This window comes from Campylobacter concisus (genome assembly GCF_902460845.1).
GTDB classification, from domain to species: Bacteria; Campylobacterota; Campylobacteria; order Campylobacterales; family Campylobacteraceae; genus Campylobacter_A; species Campylobacter_A concisus_X.
Genome location: NZ_CABPVS010000005.1, coordinates 173,281 through 188,227, shown reverse-complemented (window position 1 = coordinate 188,227; position 14,947 = coordinate 173,281). Strand labels below are relative to the sequence as shown.

The 14,947-nt window shown below is 40.3% G+C and carries 18 protein-coding genes and 1 tRNA gene; 4 read left to right on the top strand and 15 right to left on the bottom strand.

All coding sequences use genetic code 11. From position 1 onward, the window contains the following. Positions 1–7 precede the first annotated feature (7 nt). From mog to F3H00_RS10375, 3 genes are read left to right on the top strand one after another with little or no spacing between them, the layout of a single operon-like run. Positions 8–547 (top strand): molybdopterin adenylyltransferase, encoded by a 540-nt coding sequence (mog, locus tag F3H00_RS07920; RefSeq protein ID WP_148798566.1) that lies wholly within the window; start codon positions 8–10, stop codon positions 545–547. Continuing rightward, positions 548–898, top strand: a complete 351-nt coding sequence (locus tag F3H00_RS10380) for a hypothetical protein (protein WP_187424076.1) — start codon at positions 548–550, stop codon at positions 896–898. 4 nt (positions 899–902) lie between these two features. Continuing rightward, positions 903–1,109: a hypothetical protein gene (locus F3H00_RS10375; RefSeq protein ID WP_187424077.1), complete on the top strand. Its 207-nt coding sequence runs from the start codon at positions 903–905 to the stop codon at positions 1,107–1,109. 37 nt (positions 1,110–1,146) lie between these two features. Here F3H00_RS10375 and F3H00_RS07910 read toward each other — a convergent pair whose 3' ends face one another. The 15 genes from F3H00_RS07910 to murA all read right to left on the bottom strand — a co-directional run bounded on the left by F3H00_RS07910 (position 1,147) and on the right by murA (position 14,040). Beyond that, positions 1,147–1,755: a thiamine phosphate synthase gene (locus tag F3H00_RS07910; RefSeq protein ID WP_148798568.1), complete on the bottom strand. Its 609-nt coding sequence runs from the start codon at positions 1,753–1,755 to the stop codon at positions 1,147–1,149. Then, positions 1,748–2,902 carry a 2-iminoacetate synthase ThiH gene (gene thiH, locus F3H00_RS07905; RefSeq protein WP_148798570.1) on the bottom strand — a complete coding sequence of 385 codons (1,155 nt, stop codon included), beginning with the start codon at positions 2,900–2,902 and terminating at the stop codon, positions 1,748–1,750. The genes F3H00_RS07910 and thiH overlap by 8 nt, the downstream gene beginning before the upstream one ends. Then, positions 2,902–3,666: a thiazole synthase gene (locus F3H00_RS07900; RefSeq protein WP_148798572.1), complete on the bottom strand. Its 765-nt coding sequence runs from the start codon at positions 3,664–3,666 to the stop codon at positions 2,902–2,904. Before F3H00_RS07900 ends, thiH begins: the two co-directional genes overlap by 1 nt. Next, positions 3,667–4,518 (bottom strand): sulfur carrier protein ThiS adenylyltransferase ThiF, encoded by an 852-nt coding sequence (gene thiF, locus F3H00_RS07895; RefSeq protein WP_148798574.1) that lies wholly within the window; start codon positions 4,516–4,518, stop codon positions 3,667–3,669. 7 nt (positions 4,519–4,525) lie between these two features. Continuing rightward, positions 4,526–4,729, bottom strand: a complete 204-nt coding sequence (gene thiS / locus F3H00_RS07890) for a sulfur carrier protein ThiS (RefSeq protein WP_103641081.1) — start codon at positions 4,727–4,729, stop codon at positions 4,526–4,528. Then, positions 4,729–5,907: a pyridoxal phosphate-dependent aminotransferase gene (locus tag F3H00_RS07885; protein WP_103641082.1), complete on the bottom strand. Its 1,179-nt coding sequence runs from the start codon at positions 5,905–5,907 to the stop codon at positions 4,729–4,731. The genes thiS and F3H00_RS07885 overlap by 1 nt, the downstream gene beginning before the upstream one ends. 11 nt (positions 5,908–5,918) lie before the next feature. Next, entirely contained in the window at positions 5,919–7,754 is a 1,836-nt protein-coding gene (gene speA, locus F3H00_RS07880; protein ID WP_103641083.1) for a biosynthetic arginine decarboxylase, read from the bottom strand. Beyond that, positions 7,751–8,977, bottom strand: a complete 1,227-nt coding sequence (hisS, locus tag F3H00_RS07875; RefSeq protein WP_148798576.1) for a histidine--tRNA ligase — start codon at positions 8,975–8,977, stop codon at positions 7,751–7,753. Before hisS ends, speA begins: the two co-directional genes overlap by 4 nt. A 29-nt stretch (positions 8,978–9,006) precedes the next feature. Then, a complete protein-coding gene (gene tmk / locus F3H00_RS07870) occupies positions 9,007–9,594 on the bottom strand; it encodes a dTMP kinase (RefSeq protein WP_103641085.1) in 588 nt (195 codons plus the stop codon). Between the two features lies 1 nt (position 9,595). Further along, on the bottom strand, positions 9,596–10,066 hold the full coding sequence (gene coaD / locus F3H00_RS07865; protein WP_148798578.1) for a pantetheine-phosphate adenylyltransferase: 471 nt from the start codon (positions 10,064–10,066) through the stop codon (positions 9,596–9,598). After that, a complete protein-coding gene (locus F3H00_RS07860) occupies positions 10,063–10,614 on the bottom strand; it encodes a UbiX family flavin prenyltransferase (protein WP_148798580.1) in 552 nt (183 codons plus the stop codon). Before F3H00_RS07860 ends, coaD begins: the two co-directional genes overlap by 4 nt. Beyond that, a complete protein-coding gene (gene flgA, locus F3H00_RS07855) occupies positions 10,611–11,417 on the bottom strand; it encodes a flagellar basal body P-ring formation chaperone FlgA (protein ID WP_148798582.1) in 807 nt (268 codons plus the stop codon). The genes F3H00_RS07860 and flgA overlap by 4 nt, the downstream gene beginning before the upstream one ends. Before the next feature lie 65 nt (positions 11,418–11,482). Next, a tRNA-Gly gene (locus tag F3H00_RS07850) sits at positions 11,483–11,557 on the bottom strand. Positions 11,558–11,608: 51 nt separating this feature from the next. Next, entirely contained in the window at positions 11,609–12,769 is a 1,161-nt protein-coding gene (locus tag F3H00_RS07845) for a molybdopterin molybdotransferase MoeA (RefSeq protein WP_148798585.1), read from the bottom strand. Between the two features lie 2 nt (positions 12,770–12,771). Next, positions 12,772–14,040 carry a UDP-N-acetylglucosamine 1-carboxyvinyltransferase gene (gene murA, locus F3H00_RS07840; RefSeq protein WP_148798587.1) on the bottom strand — a complete coding sequence of 423 codons (1,269 nt, stop codon included), beginning with the start codon at positions 14,038–14,040 and terminating at the stop codon, positions 12,772–12,774. Positions 14,041–14,179: 139 nt separating this feature from the next. Here murA and F3H00_RS07835 point away from each other — a divergent pair, with 139 nt between their 5' ends. Beyond that, on the top strand, positions 14,180–14,860 hold the full coding sequence (locus F3H00_RS07835) for an NlpC/P60 family protein (RefSeq protein ID WP_149703801.1): 681 nt from the start codon (positions 14,180–14,182) through the stop codon (positions 14,858–14,860). Positions 14,861–14,947 lie beyond the last annotated feature (87 nt).

Here is a 14,947-nt window from a genome sequence, read left to right as displayed (position 1 = left end):
AGAAAAAGTGAAAGCAAAAATAGGCATATTAACCCTTTCTGACCGCGCAAGCGAAGGCACATACGAGGACAAATCAGGTCCAGCGATCAAAGATGTGCTTGATAGCTGGATAGTGAGCGAGCGTGAATACTTTTACGAGGTTATACCAGATGAGTTTGAGCTGATAAAAGAGAGGCTTGTGCACATGGTAGACGTGCTTGGCTGCGACCTTGTGCTAACTACCGGTGGTACTGGGCCAGCTCTTAGAGATGTGACACCAGAGGCAACAGAGGCAGTTTGTGAGAAGATGATGCCAGGCTTTGGCGAGCTGATGAGAGCAGCAAGCTTAAAATACGTCCCAACAGCGATCCTATCACGCCAAACAGCAGGCATCAGAGGCCACGCGCTCATCATAAATTTACCAGGTCAGCCAAAGGCGATAAAAGAGTGCTTGGAGCCAGTTTTTCCAGCGGTACCATACTGCATCGATCTAATAGAGGGTGCATTTATCGAGACTGATGAAAACGTGATAAAAGTTTTCCGTCCAAAACAAAAGAAAATCTCGTAAATGGGTTTGACTTTTATAAAAGCCACTGCCTTTGCAAATAGGTGGCGGCTTGTTATTAAAATTTGGCTTGTTTTTTCTTTTTTATCCTATGCGCTGGCCTACTATCTTGGGTTAGAGGTTTTTGGCTTTATCTCTGCCATTTCTATCTTTGGCTGTGTTTGCCTGCTAGCCTTTAGCTCACTTCTTTGGTTTATCGCTAGCCTTGTATTTTTGCAACCTTTGGTATTTTTACTACTTGAAAAATTTGATGAAAGCATTACTGTTTATGCTTTAGCCTGCTCAATTTGGCTACTTGGCTGGATCACTTTGTCGCTTGTGGTCGATGATAAATTTGCAAGACCTAGGAAATGACATCTTGCTAAAGATCTCTCGCATAGTTCTTGTTGGCGAGTTTGCCTTGCTATATTTTTTTAACTACAACAGCAGCCTTGACATAGAGACTTTAATAAAGTCAAATTTGACAAAGTCGCTGCTTTTAGTGCTAAACTCCTATATGCTGCCATCGCTTGTGACGCTACTTATATTTGATATAAAAACATATATCGCTAGCAAAAATGAGTAAAATTTTTACGTATTATTTTATGTAATTTATACTAAATTTAGCCGTTTTTGCTCTCTACTATCTTTTTTATAAGCTCCATATCACCGTTCATTGCTAGGCTCATAAAGCAAATGCCGTTTGCGCCAGCTTTTATGGTCTCTTTGTAGTTCTCGCTGTCTAGTCCGCCAAGTGCGAAAATTTCTTTATCAAAGCTCTTTAGCTCGCTTATAAAATTTAGCCCTTTTGGCTCTAAACCCGCCTTGCAAGAGGTGGCAAATATATGAGAAGCTACGAGGACATCAGCGATAGTGGCTGAAATTTTAGCCTGCTCTAGGTCGTGAGCTGGGGCGTAAATTTTAGCTGTTTTTCTAAATTCATCTAAAAAAACGCCGTAATTTTTAAAAAAATCAAGCTGCGCTGAAGTGAGCCAAAAGTCGCTCTTTAGCTTGCAAGCTACGTCAAAAAATTGATTAATGATAAATTTCTTGCGGTAGTTTTCACAAATTTGAGCCACAACCCTAGCAAGATTATAAAACTGAGCCTCGCTTAGCCTCTTTGCACGAAGCAAAATTTCATCCACGCCAGCCTTGCAAAGTAGCTGTATCCTCTTTAAAAAGTCATCACCCTCATAGCTTTCAAAGTCAGCCACGCAGAGAATTTTAAACATAGACATACTCGCTCATCAAGGGCTCTAAGCCGTTTGCTTTTATCATTGCTTTTATCTCATCCACGCTTCTGCCATCACTTATCTCAAACTGCTCGTCGCCCTTTTTCTCTTCGCCGTGAGCACCGATGCTCACTTTTACGCCAGCGCTTATCTTATTTGCAGCTATCTTTATGGCGTTATCGCGAAATTTAGCCTTTTCTCTGGTTGAGATCGTTATGCTAGCCGTTGGCATGAAAATTCTATAAGCGCAGATCACTTGCAAAAGCTCGCGCTCACCCACGTCACGTGGATTGATGCGGTCATTATTTATGATAGGGCGAAGCCTTGGGCATGAAAATGCGATCTCGGCGTGCGGATACTTTTTTTGAACTAAGCTTGCGTGAAGTGCAGTCGCAAAGGCGTCAAGCCTAAAGTCGTCTATGCCAAGAAGTGCGGCAAAGCCAACCCCTCTCATGCCTCCAAGAAGCGCTCGCTCTTGCGCATTTAAGCGGTATGGAAAGATCCTTTTATTGCCGCCAAGGTGGATTTTTTCGTATTTTGTGGGATTGTAGGTCTCTTGAAAGACGGTCACGTAGTCTGCGCCGCTTTTGTGAAGCAGGGCGTAGCCGTCTGAGTTTAGCGGATAAATTTCAACCCCAACGACTTTAAAAAATTTCTTTGCCAAAGCGCAGGCGTTTGCGATGTAAGCGACATTTGAGTTAGTATCGCTCTCGCCAGTTAGGATCAAAATTTCTTCTAAGCCGCTCTTTGAAATTTCTCTTAACTCCCTTGTGATCTCCTCGTCGCTTAGCTTTGCCCTTTTTATATTATTTTTAGCGTTAAAACCGCAATAAACGCAGAGATTATCACAGTAGTTTGCTATGTAAAGCGGGGTAAAAAGCGTTATGTTTGAGCCAAAATTTGCCCTTGTTTTTACTTGAGCTAGTTGGGCTATTTGCTCTAAAAATGGCGCTGCAGCAGGCGAGAGTAGGGCTTTTAAATTTTCAAGTGAGCAGTGCTTTGCATTAAGAGCTGCTTTTACGTCCGCCTCGCTGTAAATTTCTGGCTTATAGTTCGCTCGCTCTTTTAAAATTTCATCCATAATATCGCTGCCAACATCCTGCATGTGAGGTAGTAGCTGCATGTGGTCGGTTCTTGTAAATTTCATCAGTCTAAAAATCCAGTGAGCGGAGATGAGGCGTTTGCGCTTTTGCTCTTTGCGCCAAGGCCTGCTAGATAGGCGTTGCGACCAGCGATGATCGCCTCTTTAAAGGCTCTTGCCATGAGCGGGATATTTTTAGATGAGGCGATGGCTGTGTTTGCCATGATCGCAGCTGCTCCCATCTCCATCGCTTCGCACGCTTGTGATGGCCTGCCGATGCCTGCATCTACGATGATCTGTGTATCAAGCTCATTTATCAAAATCTCAATAATATCTTTAAAAACTAGCCCTTGGTTTGAGCCAATGGGCGCAGCTAGAGGCATGATGCAGCTTGCTCCTGCGCTTAGCATCGCTCTTGCGGCATTTAGATCTGGAAACATATATGGCATTGGCACAAAGCCGTCATTTGCCAAGGCTTCGCAGGCTTTTATCGTTTCAGCGTTGTCTGGAAAGAGAAATTTAGAGTCAGTTATGATCTCTATCTTAACAAGCTCGCCACATCCAAGCTCACGTGCGAGTTGGGCGATACGAATGGCCTCTTTTGCGTTTCTAGCGCCACTTGTGTTTGGCAAAAGCGTCACATCCTTTGGGATAAAGTCAAGTATATTGCGCTCTTTGCTCTCGTTTATGCGCCTAAGAGCAAGGGTTAAAATTTCTGCCCCAGCTTCGTTTACGGCTGAGTCGATGAGCTCGTGCGAATACTTGCCAGAGCCAAGGATAAAGCGGCTTTGAAACTCCTTGCCGCCAAGGATCAAACTATCATTTTGCACTTAAGCCTCCAAACCCATAAGTAGTCTAATGGCTAAATTTGCTTGGTGGTTTGCACAGACTGCAACGCGTGGCGCCATGAGCCCTTGACCGATCTTTGCCTCATTTGTGAGGTCACCGCAAAGGTAGACATTTTTAGCAAATTTTATGGTTTTTATGAGATTTGAGCTAAAGTGACCGGCCATGCCAGAAGCGCCGATGATCTTTTTGTCTTTTAGGCTAGCACCAGCTTCGTTTAGTATCATCGCTTTGCCAGCGACATTGTCAAAAGCTTCGCACAAAATTTCGCACTCGTCAAAGACGCTTGCCACGTTTTTTTCATCTAAAAATATATCGTGAGTTTCGACCTCGACAAAGGGGTTTACGTCATTTATTAGCTCTTTTAGCGCTTGTGTCTTTTGCATGCCGATGTGGCGGACGAAGTACTGCTGGCGGTTTAGATTACTTGGCTCAACGACGTCAAAGTCGGCAAGTACTAGCTTTTTTACACCAACTCTTGCAAGGCTGAGGGCGATATTTGAGCCAAGGCCACCAAGTCCAGCCACGCCAATAACTGCCTTACTTAGGGCTAAATTTAGCTCAGGACTGTTTCGTGAAGCGATCATTGAGCGTAAAATTTCACGCTCAGGCATCACGCCACGCCTTATAAAGACAATGTTTGAGCCATCTTTTAGCTCACTATCTTCTTTTATAGCAAAGCCATCAACGATAAAAATGTCTGGCTTTGTCGCGTTAAATTTCTCTAAAAATTTATAAATTTCACTCTCTTTATCGCCAAGCGCAAGCTCTTTTAGCTCGCTAAGGCTTCTTGCTGGCACCTTAAATTTTGTGCCGTTTAGTATTATCTCTATCATTTTCTCCTCATCCACCGCCAACCAAAGTGACGATCTCATAAGCTTTGCCCTCGCTCATAAATCGCTCACTCCAAAGCTTTTTTGGCAAAATTTCTCCGTCTCGCTCAAGGGCTATAAATTTAAGCTCATAGCCATTTTTAGCTAAAAATTCATAAACATTTATATCATTTTCAAGCTCGAAAATTTTGCCATTTACTCTAAATTTGATCATTAAATTTTGTAGCTTTTTACAAAATTTGCGATCCTCTCGATCGCTTTTTTTATGCTCTCGATGTCTGTTGCAAAAGAAATTCTAAAGTATCCCTCCATGCCAAAGCCCACACCTGGCACCGTCGCTACGTTCGCCTCTTCAAGCATCTTTTTACAAAATCTAAGCGAGTCGCTATCTACATCTTTACATTTTACAAATAGATAAAATGCGCCATCAGGTGCTACAACGCTTAGTCCTGGGATCTCGTTTATCATTTTTACAGCCACATCACGTCTTTTTTCGTACTCTTTTCTCATGTTTTCGATATCGTCGTCGGTTTCGCCTAGAAGCGACGGGATAGCGCCTATTTGTACGATCGAACTGATGTTGCTTGTGCTTTGGCTTTGAAGCTTTTTGATGCCAGCAATTAGCCAGTCCATCGAGCTTGCGATATAGCCAAATCTCCAGCCAGGCATCGCGCCACACTTGCTTAGTCCATTTATCGTGACCGTTCTTTTAAAAAGATCCTCGCTCACCGAGGCTACTGCGTGAAATTTTTTGCCGTAGATCACCTTTTCATAAATTTCATCACTTGTAACGATGATGTCAGTGCCCTTTAAAACCTCGCCAAATGCCGCGATCTCCTCTTTTGTATATACGGCCCCAGTTGGATTTGTCGGGTGATTTAGCGAAAATACTTTTGTTTTTGGTGTGATCGCTTTTTTTAGCTGCTCGGCTGTTATTTTAAAATTTGTACTCTCATTTGCCTCGATAAAGATAGGCACGCCTCCACAAAATTTAACGATCTCAGGGTAGCTCACCCAGTATGGAGAAGGGATGATGACCTCATCGCCTGGGTTGATAAGCGCTTGAAATACGTTAAAAAGTGAGTGTTTTGCGCCGATGTTTGTGACGATCTGGCTTGCTTTGTAGTCAAGTCCATTATCTCTTTTTAGCTTTGCTCTAATAGCCTCTATAACCTCTGGCAAGCCCGGTACTGGCGTGTATTTGCCACTTTTGCTGTCATTATCTAGTGCGTTTTTTACAGTTTCTCTTATCTTTTTTGGAGTCATGAAGTCAGGCTCACCAGCTGACAGCGAGATCACGTCTATGCCAGCAGCCTTCATCTCTTTAGCTTTTGTGCTGATCGCTATTGTGATAGACTCGCTTAGCGTTTGCATTCTGTTTGCTAGTTGCATTATTTTCCTTTTTAGTTGATTGTCTTTAAGTAGCTATTATCATTTAAAAATAGATAAAGTTCGCCCAAAATTTGTTTCTTTTGCGTCTCATTTATCAAAGCTGATTTTTCTAAGCGCTCGTTTAGAGTGTCTTGGATCTCATAAATATCATAGTCCATATCCTCCATAATATCAAGGATCGACTGGCTCTCTAGTAAATTTGTGATCTTGTATCCATCACTTGAAAGCTCTATCGTGGCCTCTGTCGGGTGGGTAAAGAGGTTGTGTTTCATACCGATCACCTCTTGATATGCGCCAACCAGGAAAAATCCCAAGAAATAATCCTCCTTCTCTACATCCACGTCGTGCAAAAGCAGTGGGTTTTTCTCGTCATCATAGCTGATCTCGCCGTCGCTATCGCAGGTGATGTCCCAGATAGAAGCTGGCAAAGTAGGGCGCTCATCAAGCCTATCAAGTGGCATGATAGGGAAATTTTGCTTTAGCCCCCAAAAGTCAGGCAAGCTTTGAAAGATTGAGAAATTTAGCAGGTATCTCTCTTGGACCTCTTTTTGAATTTTAGTTAGATCGCTTGAGTTGCTCTTGTTGCCAAGCATCACGACAGCCTTTTTGCTAATGAGCCTTAAAAGCACCTCTGCGTTTGATCTATCTTGCAGATCGACATAGCCTAGGTCAAAAAGTGTGAGGATGCTCTCGGTGTGGTGAATGGCGTCGTGTAGGTATTCTAGGGCGTTTGAAGGCTTGATTGATTTATAAAGATCGACTAGCTCGGTTATCAAATTTGGATTATTTTTCTTTAAATTTAGCTTCTCTTCGGTGTATTCTTGAGAAAATAGCTCAAGCACAGGGGCGACTAAAAGTGCGTGAGAAGCGGCGATGTAGCGACCTGACTCTATGAAAATATCTGGCTCGATCTCCTTTTTTTGCTCGCTTATAGTTTTAAGCATATAAACAACGTCGTTTGCATATTCGTTTAGAGTATAGTTTCTGCTGCTTTCTTCTTTAAACTGCGAGTACTCGATCGCTAGACCTCCGCCTAAATTTATAGCTTTTAAATTTGAGGCACCCATTTTTCTAAGCTCAGCGTAGATGTTGCCAGCCTCGATGAGTGCTTTTTTGAGCGGATGGATCTCGCTTATTTGAGAGCCGATGTGAAAGTGTATCATTGTGAAATTTTCAAGTAAATTTGCTTTTTTTAGCATCTTTACAGCTTCTATTAGCTCTGTTGATGTTAGGCCAAATTTAGAGTGTATGCCGCCACTTTTTGCCCAAAGACCCGATCCTGTAGAGTGTAGTCTTACTCTAAGTCCGATCTTTGGTTTTGGTTTGAAGCGCTCTTTTGCGATGGCGATTATCGCTTCAAGCTCGTTTAAGCCCTCGATCGTTAGCGTAATGTTGTGTCCCATTTCAGCGGCAATGAAGCCTATATTTATCATCTCTTTATCTTTAAAACCATTTACGGTTATGGGAGCTTTTTCGTTATTGTAAGCCATTGTTAAAAGTAGCTCAGCCTTACTGCCAGCTTCAAGGCCGTAGTTGTAGGGCTTGCCAAGGCGTACTAAATTTTTTACAAAGCCAGGATATTGATTTACTTTAAGTGGGAAAACGGCATTAAAGCTGCCTTTGTAGGCAAATTCTTTCTTTGCTTTTGCAAAGCTTGCGTGGATCTGCTCGATCTGTTTTTGGATAAGGTGCGGAAAGCGAAGCAGTAGTGGCCCTCTATATCCGTCGTCTCTTATCTCTTTTACGATGTCTATGATCGCTGGTTTGCTGGCTGCATTTATACAGACTTTGCCATCTTCTATAACAAAATTTGAATTGCCCCAAATGCTAAGTCCAAAATCATTCATCCCAGCTCCTTTTCAAGCTCATCTAAATTTATCGTTTTTTCATCTTTGGTTTCTAAATTTTTATACCAAATTTTATTCTCTTTCATTTCATTTTCACCCACACAAAGGAAAATTTTTGCCTTTTTAGAGTCGGCATTTTGCAGATGTTTTTGAAGTTTTTTAGCTTCATATGAAATTTCAACCTGATATTTTTTGCGAAGCTTTGAGCCAAGCGCATAGACAAAGTCTAAATTCGTCGCATCAAGCGCACAAAGATAAATTCCAGCTCGCTCATCCTCAGCTTCACCTAAAATTTCCATTATCCTCTCAACGCCCATCGCAAATCCAACGCCGTAGCTGGCTCTACCGCCAAGATATTCAACGAGCCTGTCGTATCTGCCACCACCTGCGACCGCGCTTTGTGAGCCGATCTCATTGCTGATAAACTCAAACGCCGTCTTGCAGTAGTAGTCTAGCCCTCGAACGAGCTTAGTGTCTATCTCAAATTTAACGCCATTTGCCGTTAAAATTTCTTGCAGTTTTGCAAAGTCAGCCTGCGCCTCATCGCTTAAGCTATCAGTGATAACTGGGGCGTTTTTATAAATTTCTTGGCAGCTCTCTACCTTGCAGTCAAGCACGCGGATAGGATTTAAAAGCTTTCGTCTTTTGCAGTCTTCGCAAATTTTATCGTCATTTTCATCTAAAAATTTAACGAGCTTTTCTTTGTAAGACTTCATCGAGCTCTCGTCGCCAAGCGAGTTTATTTTTAGGGTTGTTTTGATATTTAGTCTGTTAAAAATTTCGCTCACCATCAAGATAATACTCGCATCCTCGTAAACACTGCCCTCGCCAAAGCACTCACAGCCAAACTGGTGAAACTCTCTTAAGCGGCCTTTTTGTGGGCGCTCGTAGCGAAACATCGAGCCGTGATAAAAGCAGCGTTTTGTCACGTTTGCCCTGTCAAGTTTTGCCTCGATAAAGGCTCTAACCACGCCAGCTGTGCCCTCAGGACGCAAGCAAACGTCGTTGCCGCCTTTGTCTTCAAACTGATACATCTCTTTGCCCACGATGTCGCTACTCTCGCCGACACTTCTTTTAAAAAGCGCCGTCTCCTCGAGGTGTGGGGTTAAAATTTGCTCATATCCGTAGTTTTTTGCGACTTCCTCGCAGGTTTTGATTATCCGTGCGTAAAGTTTTGCACGAGCTGGAAGCATATCTTTCATGCCACGAAGTGCCGTTATCATCGCATTATCCTTTTTATTTTTTTGTGATTTTACTTAAAATTTATAAAATTTTCTATCTCTTTTGAAATTAGCTCTATGCTTTTAGATGCGTCTATAAAAAGCGTTTCAAAGCCATTTTTGATAAGAATTTGCTTCATCAAACTTTGCACTTTCAAAAGATACTCTAGCCCACGAGCCTCGATCTTATCGCTTGTGCCTCTTACTTTTAGACGCAAGCTTATTAGCTCATGGCTTGCTTCAAAAAAGACTATCTTGTCTGCAAATTTATCATTTAGCGCAAATTTATTAAGCTCTAAAAGCACGTTTTCATCTAAGCTTTCATCATTTGCCAAAGCGTAGGCGATGCCAGAGATAAAGCCTCTATCACTTAAAATGAGCCTACTTAAATTTGGAGCGACTAGCTTTTCAAAATGCTCAGCCCTGTCAGCTAAAAAGAGTAAAATTTCAGCCCTTTTGCCTATTTTTATACTTGAGTTTAGTAAAATTTCTCGCAAATTTTTACCAAGCTGCGTGCCGCCTGGCTCTTTTGTGACGATGGCATCACTAAATTTAGAGGCTAAAATTTCTATTTGTGTGCTCTTACCAACGCCGTCAATGCCTTCAAACAAAACATACATTTTACGCCTTTAAATTTTTTAGAATTTTTGCCGGCACTAGGTTGCTCACGTCGCCATCGTGGCGTAAGACTGAGCGGACGATCGAGCTTGAGATGAAGGCGTTATTCAAGCTTGGCATAAGATAGACCGTCTCAAATTCGTCCCAAAGTGCAGCGTTTGCGTAGCCGATTTGTAACTCGTATTCAAAGTCACTAACCGCGCGAAGGCCCCTAATGACGGTGTTTATGCCGTGCGATTTTGCAAAATCAACAAGTAAGTTATCAAAGCCAAGAACGCTTACGTTTTTTAGCTCGCAAACTGCCTCCTTTGCCATTTCTATACGCTTTTCATGTGCAAACATCGGTTGTTTGCTATCGCTTTTTGCGACTGCGACTATCACTTTGTCAAAAATTTTTGTAGCTCTTACGATAACGTCCAAATGGCCGTTTGTAATGGGATCAAATGTACCTGGATAGATGCAAGATTTTTTCAAATTTGCCACCTTTTATAAAGATTATTTTCGATTTTCAAGGCATCAAGCCACTTGCCGATGATGAAATTCTCCATATCAAGAAGGCTTTTTATACCTGCGTAGTAGCCCAAAACTGGCGGTGCGATGGTAACTCCAAGAGACGAGAGAAGCTGCATCTGAGAAAGGGTGATTGCCGAAAATGGCATCTCTCTAACGCCTAAAACTAGCCCTTGTCTCTCTTTTAGCGCGACACTTGCGGCCCTTGTGATGAGCGTGTCACTTATGCCGTTTGCAATCTTTGCCAAAGTATTAGTAGAGCAGGGTGCTATGATCATAGCATTAGCACCAAACGAGCCAGAAGCTGGGCCTGCGCTAAGGTCTTGATCGTCATAAATTTTCACGCCAAGATCATCTAAATTTAGCCTCAAATTTTCCTCAGCCTCCAAGACTTTCATGGCATTTTTACTAACTATGACATGCGCCTCGCAACTATCTTTGGCAGCCTTGACAAGCTTTAAAAAGAGTCTAGCCCCGCTTGCTCCAGTGGCTGCAAATATTATCTTTTTCATCTTATCACTGCCTCGTCTTTACCTGAAACTGTGGCCTGTAAAATTTTATTATCTTTTGTTCTTATCTTTATCATATCACCTAAATTTCCATCCTCAAGTGCCTTTACTTCAGCTATTATCTTAACGCCATCCTCGCTTAAAACTGCATTTAGCATTTGACCTTTTTTGACTAAGCTTATGGCATTAAACTGACGCTTGGTTAAAATTTCACCGCTTTTTATCTGCACTTTTGTTATAAGAGCTAAGCTATTTGAGCTAGAAAGTGCATCTTTTGGCCATTTGCCAAACTCAATCATCGTTGGCTGATAGTCAAGCAGGCTTAAAATATGGTTCGTATTCATTGAATTTATCGCTATGAAGGCTGGCATCTTAGCGTTAAAGCTAAATTTAAAATAGATACTTTTTAGGCTCAGGTCAACATCCTCAAATGATGCTCTAAATGTACCTTTTTGACTATTTTGATCACCTAAAAAGATATTTTTTAGGACAAGTTCTTTAAAATTTGCTGGAAGTTTATTTTGTGGACTGATGCTAAGATCACTTATGCTGATACCGGGATATTCATCGCTAATTGATCTTAAAAATTGCATTTGAATCTCATCCATAATAGAGCAGTTTTTTACAAAAGCAACGCTTCCACCGTTTTTATCTTTATATGTTTTAAAATTTGCTGTTAGAATTTCATAGAGTTTTTTGCTGTCTATCTTGGCTGCTTTTTTGCCCTCTAGGTTTAAAATTTCATTGTCTTCGCCTTCAAAGCCAAAAATACTAAGTGAAATTTGATCATTTACAACGCAATACATTGGATAGATGTTGACTTCATTTGCAAAAAGTTTTGTGGAAAATAAAAAAAAGAGTATAAAAAAGATGGAGCGGGAAACGAGATTCGAACTCGCGACCCCAACCTTGGCAAGGTTGTGCTCTACCCCTGAGCTATTCCCGCAGTTAAAATGAAGTCCGCATTCTATCAGATTGTTTTTCATTTGTCAAGATTTTATGGAAGTTTTATAAGAGAAATTTCACTATTTTGCAAAATTTCGCTTTGATCTTGGCTAGTTAAAAACATAAAAGTACTTTTTAAAATATGATCTATCATGCCAGAGCCGTATTTTCCACCATTTGTTGCTATAAATTTATCATTTTCAATATTTCCAAAAATGGCATTGATCCTGCCTGATTTTACCTTTAAATTTTGTGCATTTGTAGCTTTTTGTATCACAAAACAATCCTCTTTTAAAAGAGGCAAAACAAGCATCATCATGCAAACATAAGCTGCCATTGGATTTCCAGGAAGGACAAAAATAAGTTTGCCATCTTTTTCATAAGCCTTGCAAGGTTTGCCAGGTCTTATATCAATATGTGAAAAAATTTCATTGTATCCAAGCTCGCTTAGAGCCATTTTCATAAAGTCAGCCTCACCAGCACTTGCTCCACCAGAGCAGATAACTATGTCGTAGTTTGCAGCGTTTAAAAATGCCTGTTTGACAGCACTTAGCTCATCTTTTATGATGCCAAGATATGAGCTATCTTGTCCAATAGAGCTTAAAAGTGCAGCGATGCCAAAGGCATTTGCATTGTAAATTTCATCCTCGCTTGCTCTTTGCCAAGGCTCTATGATCTCATTTCCACTTGAATAAATTCCAACACTAGGCTGTTTTTTAACATTTATAAAACTTATGCCCTGTGCTGCTAACATCATTATACCTCTAGTGTTTAAAACCTCGCCACTTTTTAGCAAAATTTCACCAATCTTTACCTCTTCGCCTTTAATGCGATATCCATCACCTTTTTTAAGATTAATTGGTGCTTTTATAAAATTTCCATCAACAACACAATCTTCAATCTTTATGATTGTGTCAGCACCCTTTGGCATCTTCGCACCAGTCATTATCTTAACGCACTCATTTTTGCCAATGCTTAGCTGCTCTTTATCACCTGCAAAAGCACTTGCAACTATTTTATATGGCTTATCTTTATCTTCAAATTTTACAGCAAAGCCATCAAGCGCAGAGTTATCAAAACATGGTAGGTCTTTTACCGCCACTACATCATTTGCCAATGTTTTACCAAGAGCCATACTGATAGGTAAAATTTCACTATCTGTTTTTAGTTTAAATTTAGATTTAAGTGCATCTAATGTGTCATTTAGCAGCATTTTTACTCCTCAAGCCTAATAATATTTGCACCAAGACCTTGAAATTTCTCTTCTAAATTTTCATATCCTCTATCAAGGTGATAAATTCTATGTACCAAGCTTTCACCATTTGCTATAAGAGCAGCTAGTATCAGCGCTGAGCTAGCTCGAAGATCTGTTGCCATTACATCGGCTGCATTTAGCTTAGCTGGCGCATAAACACTTGCGATATGTCCATTTAATTTAATATCCGCTCCCATTCTAGCAAGCTCGCTAACATGCATAAAGCGGTTTTCAAAAAGTCTCTCATCTATCGTGCTAACGCCATTTGCTGCAAGGCAAAGTGCCATAAATTGAGCTTGCATATCTGTTGGAAAGCCCGGATACTCAGTGGTCCTTATCTCCACTGGTTTTATCTCTTTTGCTGGCAATATCGTGATCTTGTCGCCATCTATCTCTATACCAAAGCCCATCTCTTCAAATTTATTTAAAATAGCCGTCATATGAGCTGCATTTGCCTTTGTGACCGAAATTTTGCTATTTGTTATAGCTCCAGCACAAAGGTATGTGCCAGCCTCGATCCTATCAGGGATGACTTCAATATCGCAAATTTCAAGTAATTTTTGACCGCTTCCGGTTATCTTTAGTTCACTTGTGCCGATGCCTTCTATTTTAACGCCACTCTTAGCCAAAATTTCACAAATTTGCACCACTTCAGGCTCAAGCGCTACGTTAAAAAGCTCTGTCGTACCGTGCGCTAGAGCTGCAGCCATGATGATATTTTCGCTGCCAGTTACGGTGATCTTATCAAAAACGATCTTTGCGCCTTTTAGGCCATTTGGTGCTGTTGCTACGACGTAGCCTTGCTTTATTTCGATATTTGCTCCCATTTTTTCAAGTGCATTTAGATGCAGATCAATAGGTCTTTGTCCGATCGCACATCCTCCAGGTAGGCTCACTTCGCAGTGGCCAAAGCGTGCAAGAAGCGGTCCAAGCGTTAAGATAGAAGCGCGCATCTTTCTAACGATATCATAATTTGCAGTCGTCGAGCTTACACTGCTTGTGTCTATGCTTAGTGAATTTTTATCTTTAAATTCGCACTTTGCTCCTAGATTAGTTAGCAGTTGGCAAAGCGTTTTTATATCAGCGACATTTGGGATATTTGTTAAATTTACACTTTTTTTTGCAAGTAAGGTTAGGGCGATGATCGGTAGAGCAGCATTTTTAGCACCGCTTATTTTTACTTCGCCACTTAGTTTGGCATTTCCTTTTATCTTTAAATAGTGCATCATTATTTTTTGCCTTAAGAAAATATGTTTTTTGTCGATATTATATTGCTTTTTAACTTAGAATAAAGAAAGCAAAGCACTATTTCCGGTTCATTTACGTTTAAAAGTTAAAATTGCAAACACTAAAATTTTGGATATAAATATGTCAAATTCAATAAATAAAAAAATCTTTTTTATATTTAGCATTATATTTTTTACAGGTTGTTCTTTTAACTCTAATCAACCGACAACTCCGCAAAATGAAACAAATCAAACCGTAACTTCAAGTGTTGATTTTAGTGAGCAAATGATTGGTGAAATCATAGATGAAGATAATGATAGAGAAGATAAAAAATTTGGTTCTTTTTTTAAAAAATACCTAAATACAAGAGCTGGTGGTGATTGCTCAGGATTTGTTTCTATCGTAAATGCAAAGTATCAAAATATGTATTTTGATGAAAAGACAATAAATCGCTACTACGATAATGGCGGCAGAAAGTCAAAAGCGATCTATAATTTTTATGAAAGTAAAAATTTAATTACTCATAAAAATCCAAAAATAGGCGATCTTATATTTTTCTCAAATACTCTTGGCAAGGGTGTTCAGAAAAATAAAGATAAGAAAAATATTACTCATGTTGGCATAGTTACGGCTGTGCTTGGCGATGAGACAGTAAAATTTATACATAATTCTGGCGGAAAGATAATTCATAGCTATATGAATCTAAAACAAAAAAATGTGCATCTAAAAGGAAATCAAGAGATAAATAGCTACCTTGTAAGGTGTTCAAACTCAAGTTGCTTGGCAGCAAATAGATTTGCTGGATATGGCAAAGCAAAATAAATCAGAAATTTTTACTAAAAATCTTTTAAAACAAATACTAGGCTCAAATTTTAAGCATTATTTATATAAATTTACACTCGTAAATAC

Bases quoted from the DNA above. Each gene is read 5' to 3' on its own strand.
- F3H00_RS10380 (WP_187424076.1), top strand. From the start codon at position 548: ATGGGTTTGACTTTTATAAAAGCCACTGCCTTTGCAAATAGGTGGCGG.
- F3H00_RS07910 (WP_148798568.1), bottom strand. From the start codon at position 1,755: ATGTTTAAAATTCTCTGCGTGGCTGACTTTGAAAGCTATGAGGGTGAT.
- thiH (WP_148798570.1), bottom strand. From the start codon at position 2,902: ATGAAATTTACAAGAACCGACCACATGCAGCTACTACCTCACATGCAG.
- thiF (WP_148798574.1), bottom strand. From the start codon at position 4,518: ATGATAGAGATAATACTAAACGGCACAAAATTTAAGGTGCCAGCAAGA.
- thiS (WP_103641081.1), bottom strand. From the start codon at position 4,729: ATGATCAAATTTAGAGTAAATGGCAAAATTTTCGAGCTTGAAAATGAT.
- F3H00_RS07885 (WP_103641082.1), bottom strand. From the start codon at position 5,907: ATGCAACTAGCAAACAGAATGCAAACGCTAAGCGAGTCTATCACAATA.
- speA (WP_103641083.1), bottom strand. From the start codon at position 7,754: ATGAATGATTTTGGACTTAGCATTTGGGGCAATTCAAATTTTGTTATA.
- hisS (WP_148798576.1), bottom strand. From the start codon at position 8,977: ATGATAACGGCACTTCGTGGCATGAAAGATATGCTTCCAGCTCGTGCA.
- tmk (WP_103641085.1), bottom strand. From the start codon at position 9,594: ATGTATGTTTTGTTTGAAGGCATTGACGGCGTTGGTAAGAGCACACAA.
- F3H00_RS07860 (WP_148798580.1), bottom strand. From the start codon at position 10,614: ATGAAAAAGATAATATTTGCAGCCACTGGAGCAAGCGGGGCTAGACTC.
- flgA (WP_148798582.1), bottom strand. From the start codon at position 11,417: ATGTATTGCGTTGTAAATGATCAAATTTCACTTAGTATTTTTGGCTTT.
- F3H00_RS07845 (WP_148798585.1), bottom strand. From the start codon at position 12,769: ATGCTGCTAAATGACACATTAGATGCACTTAAATCTAAATTTAAACTA.
- murA (WP_148798587.1), bottom strand. From the start codon at position 14,040: ATGATGCACTATTTAAAGATAAAAGGAAATGCCAAACTAAGTGGCGAA.
- F3H00_RS07835 (WP_149703801.1), top strand. From the start codon at position 14,180: ATGTCAAATTCAATAAATAAAAAAATCTTTTTTATATTTAGCATTATA.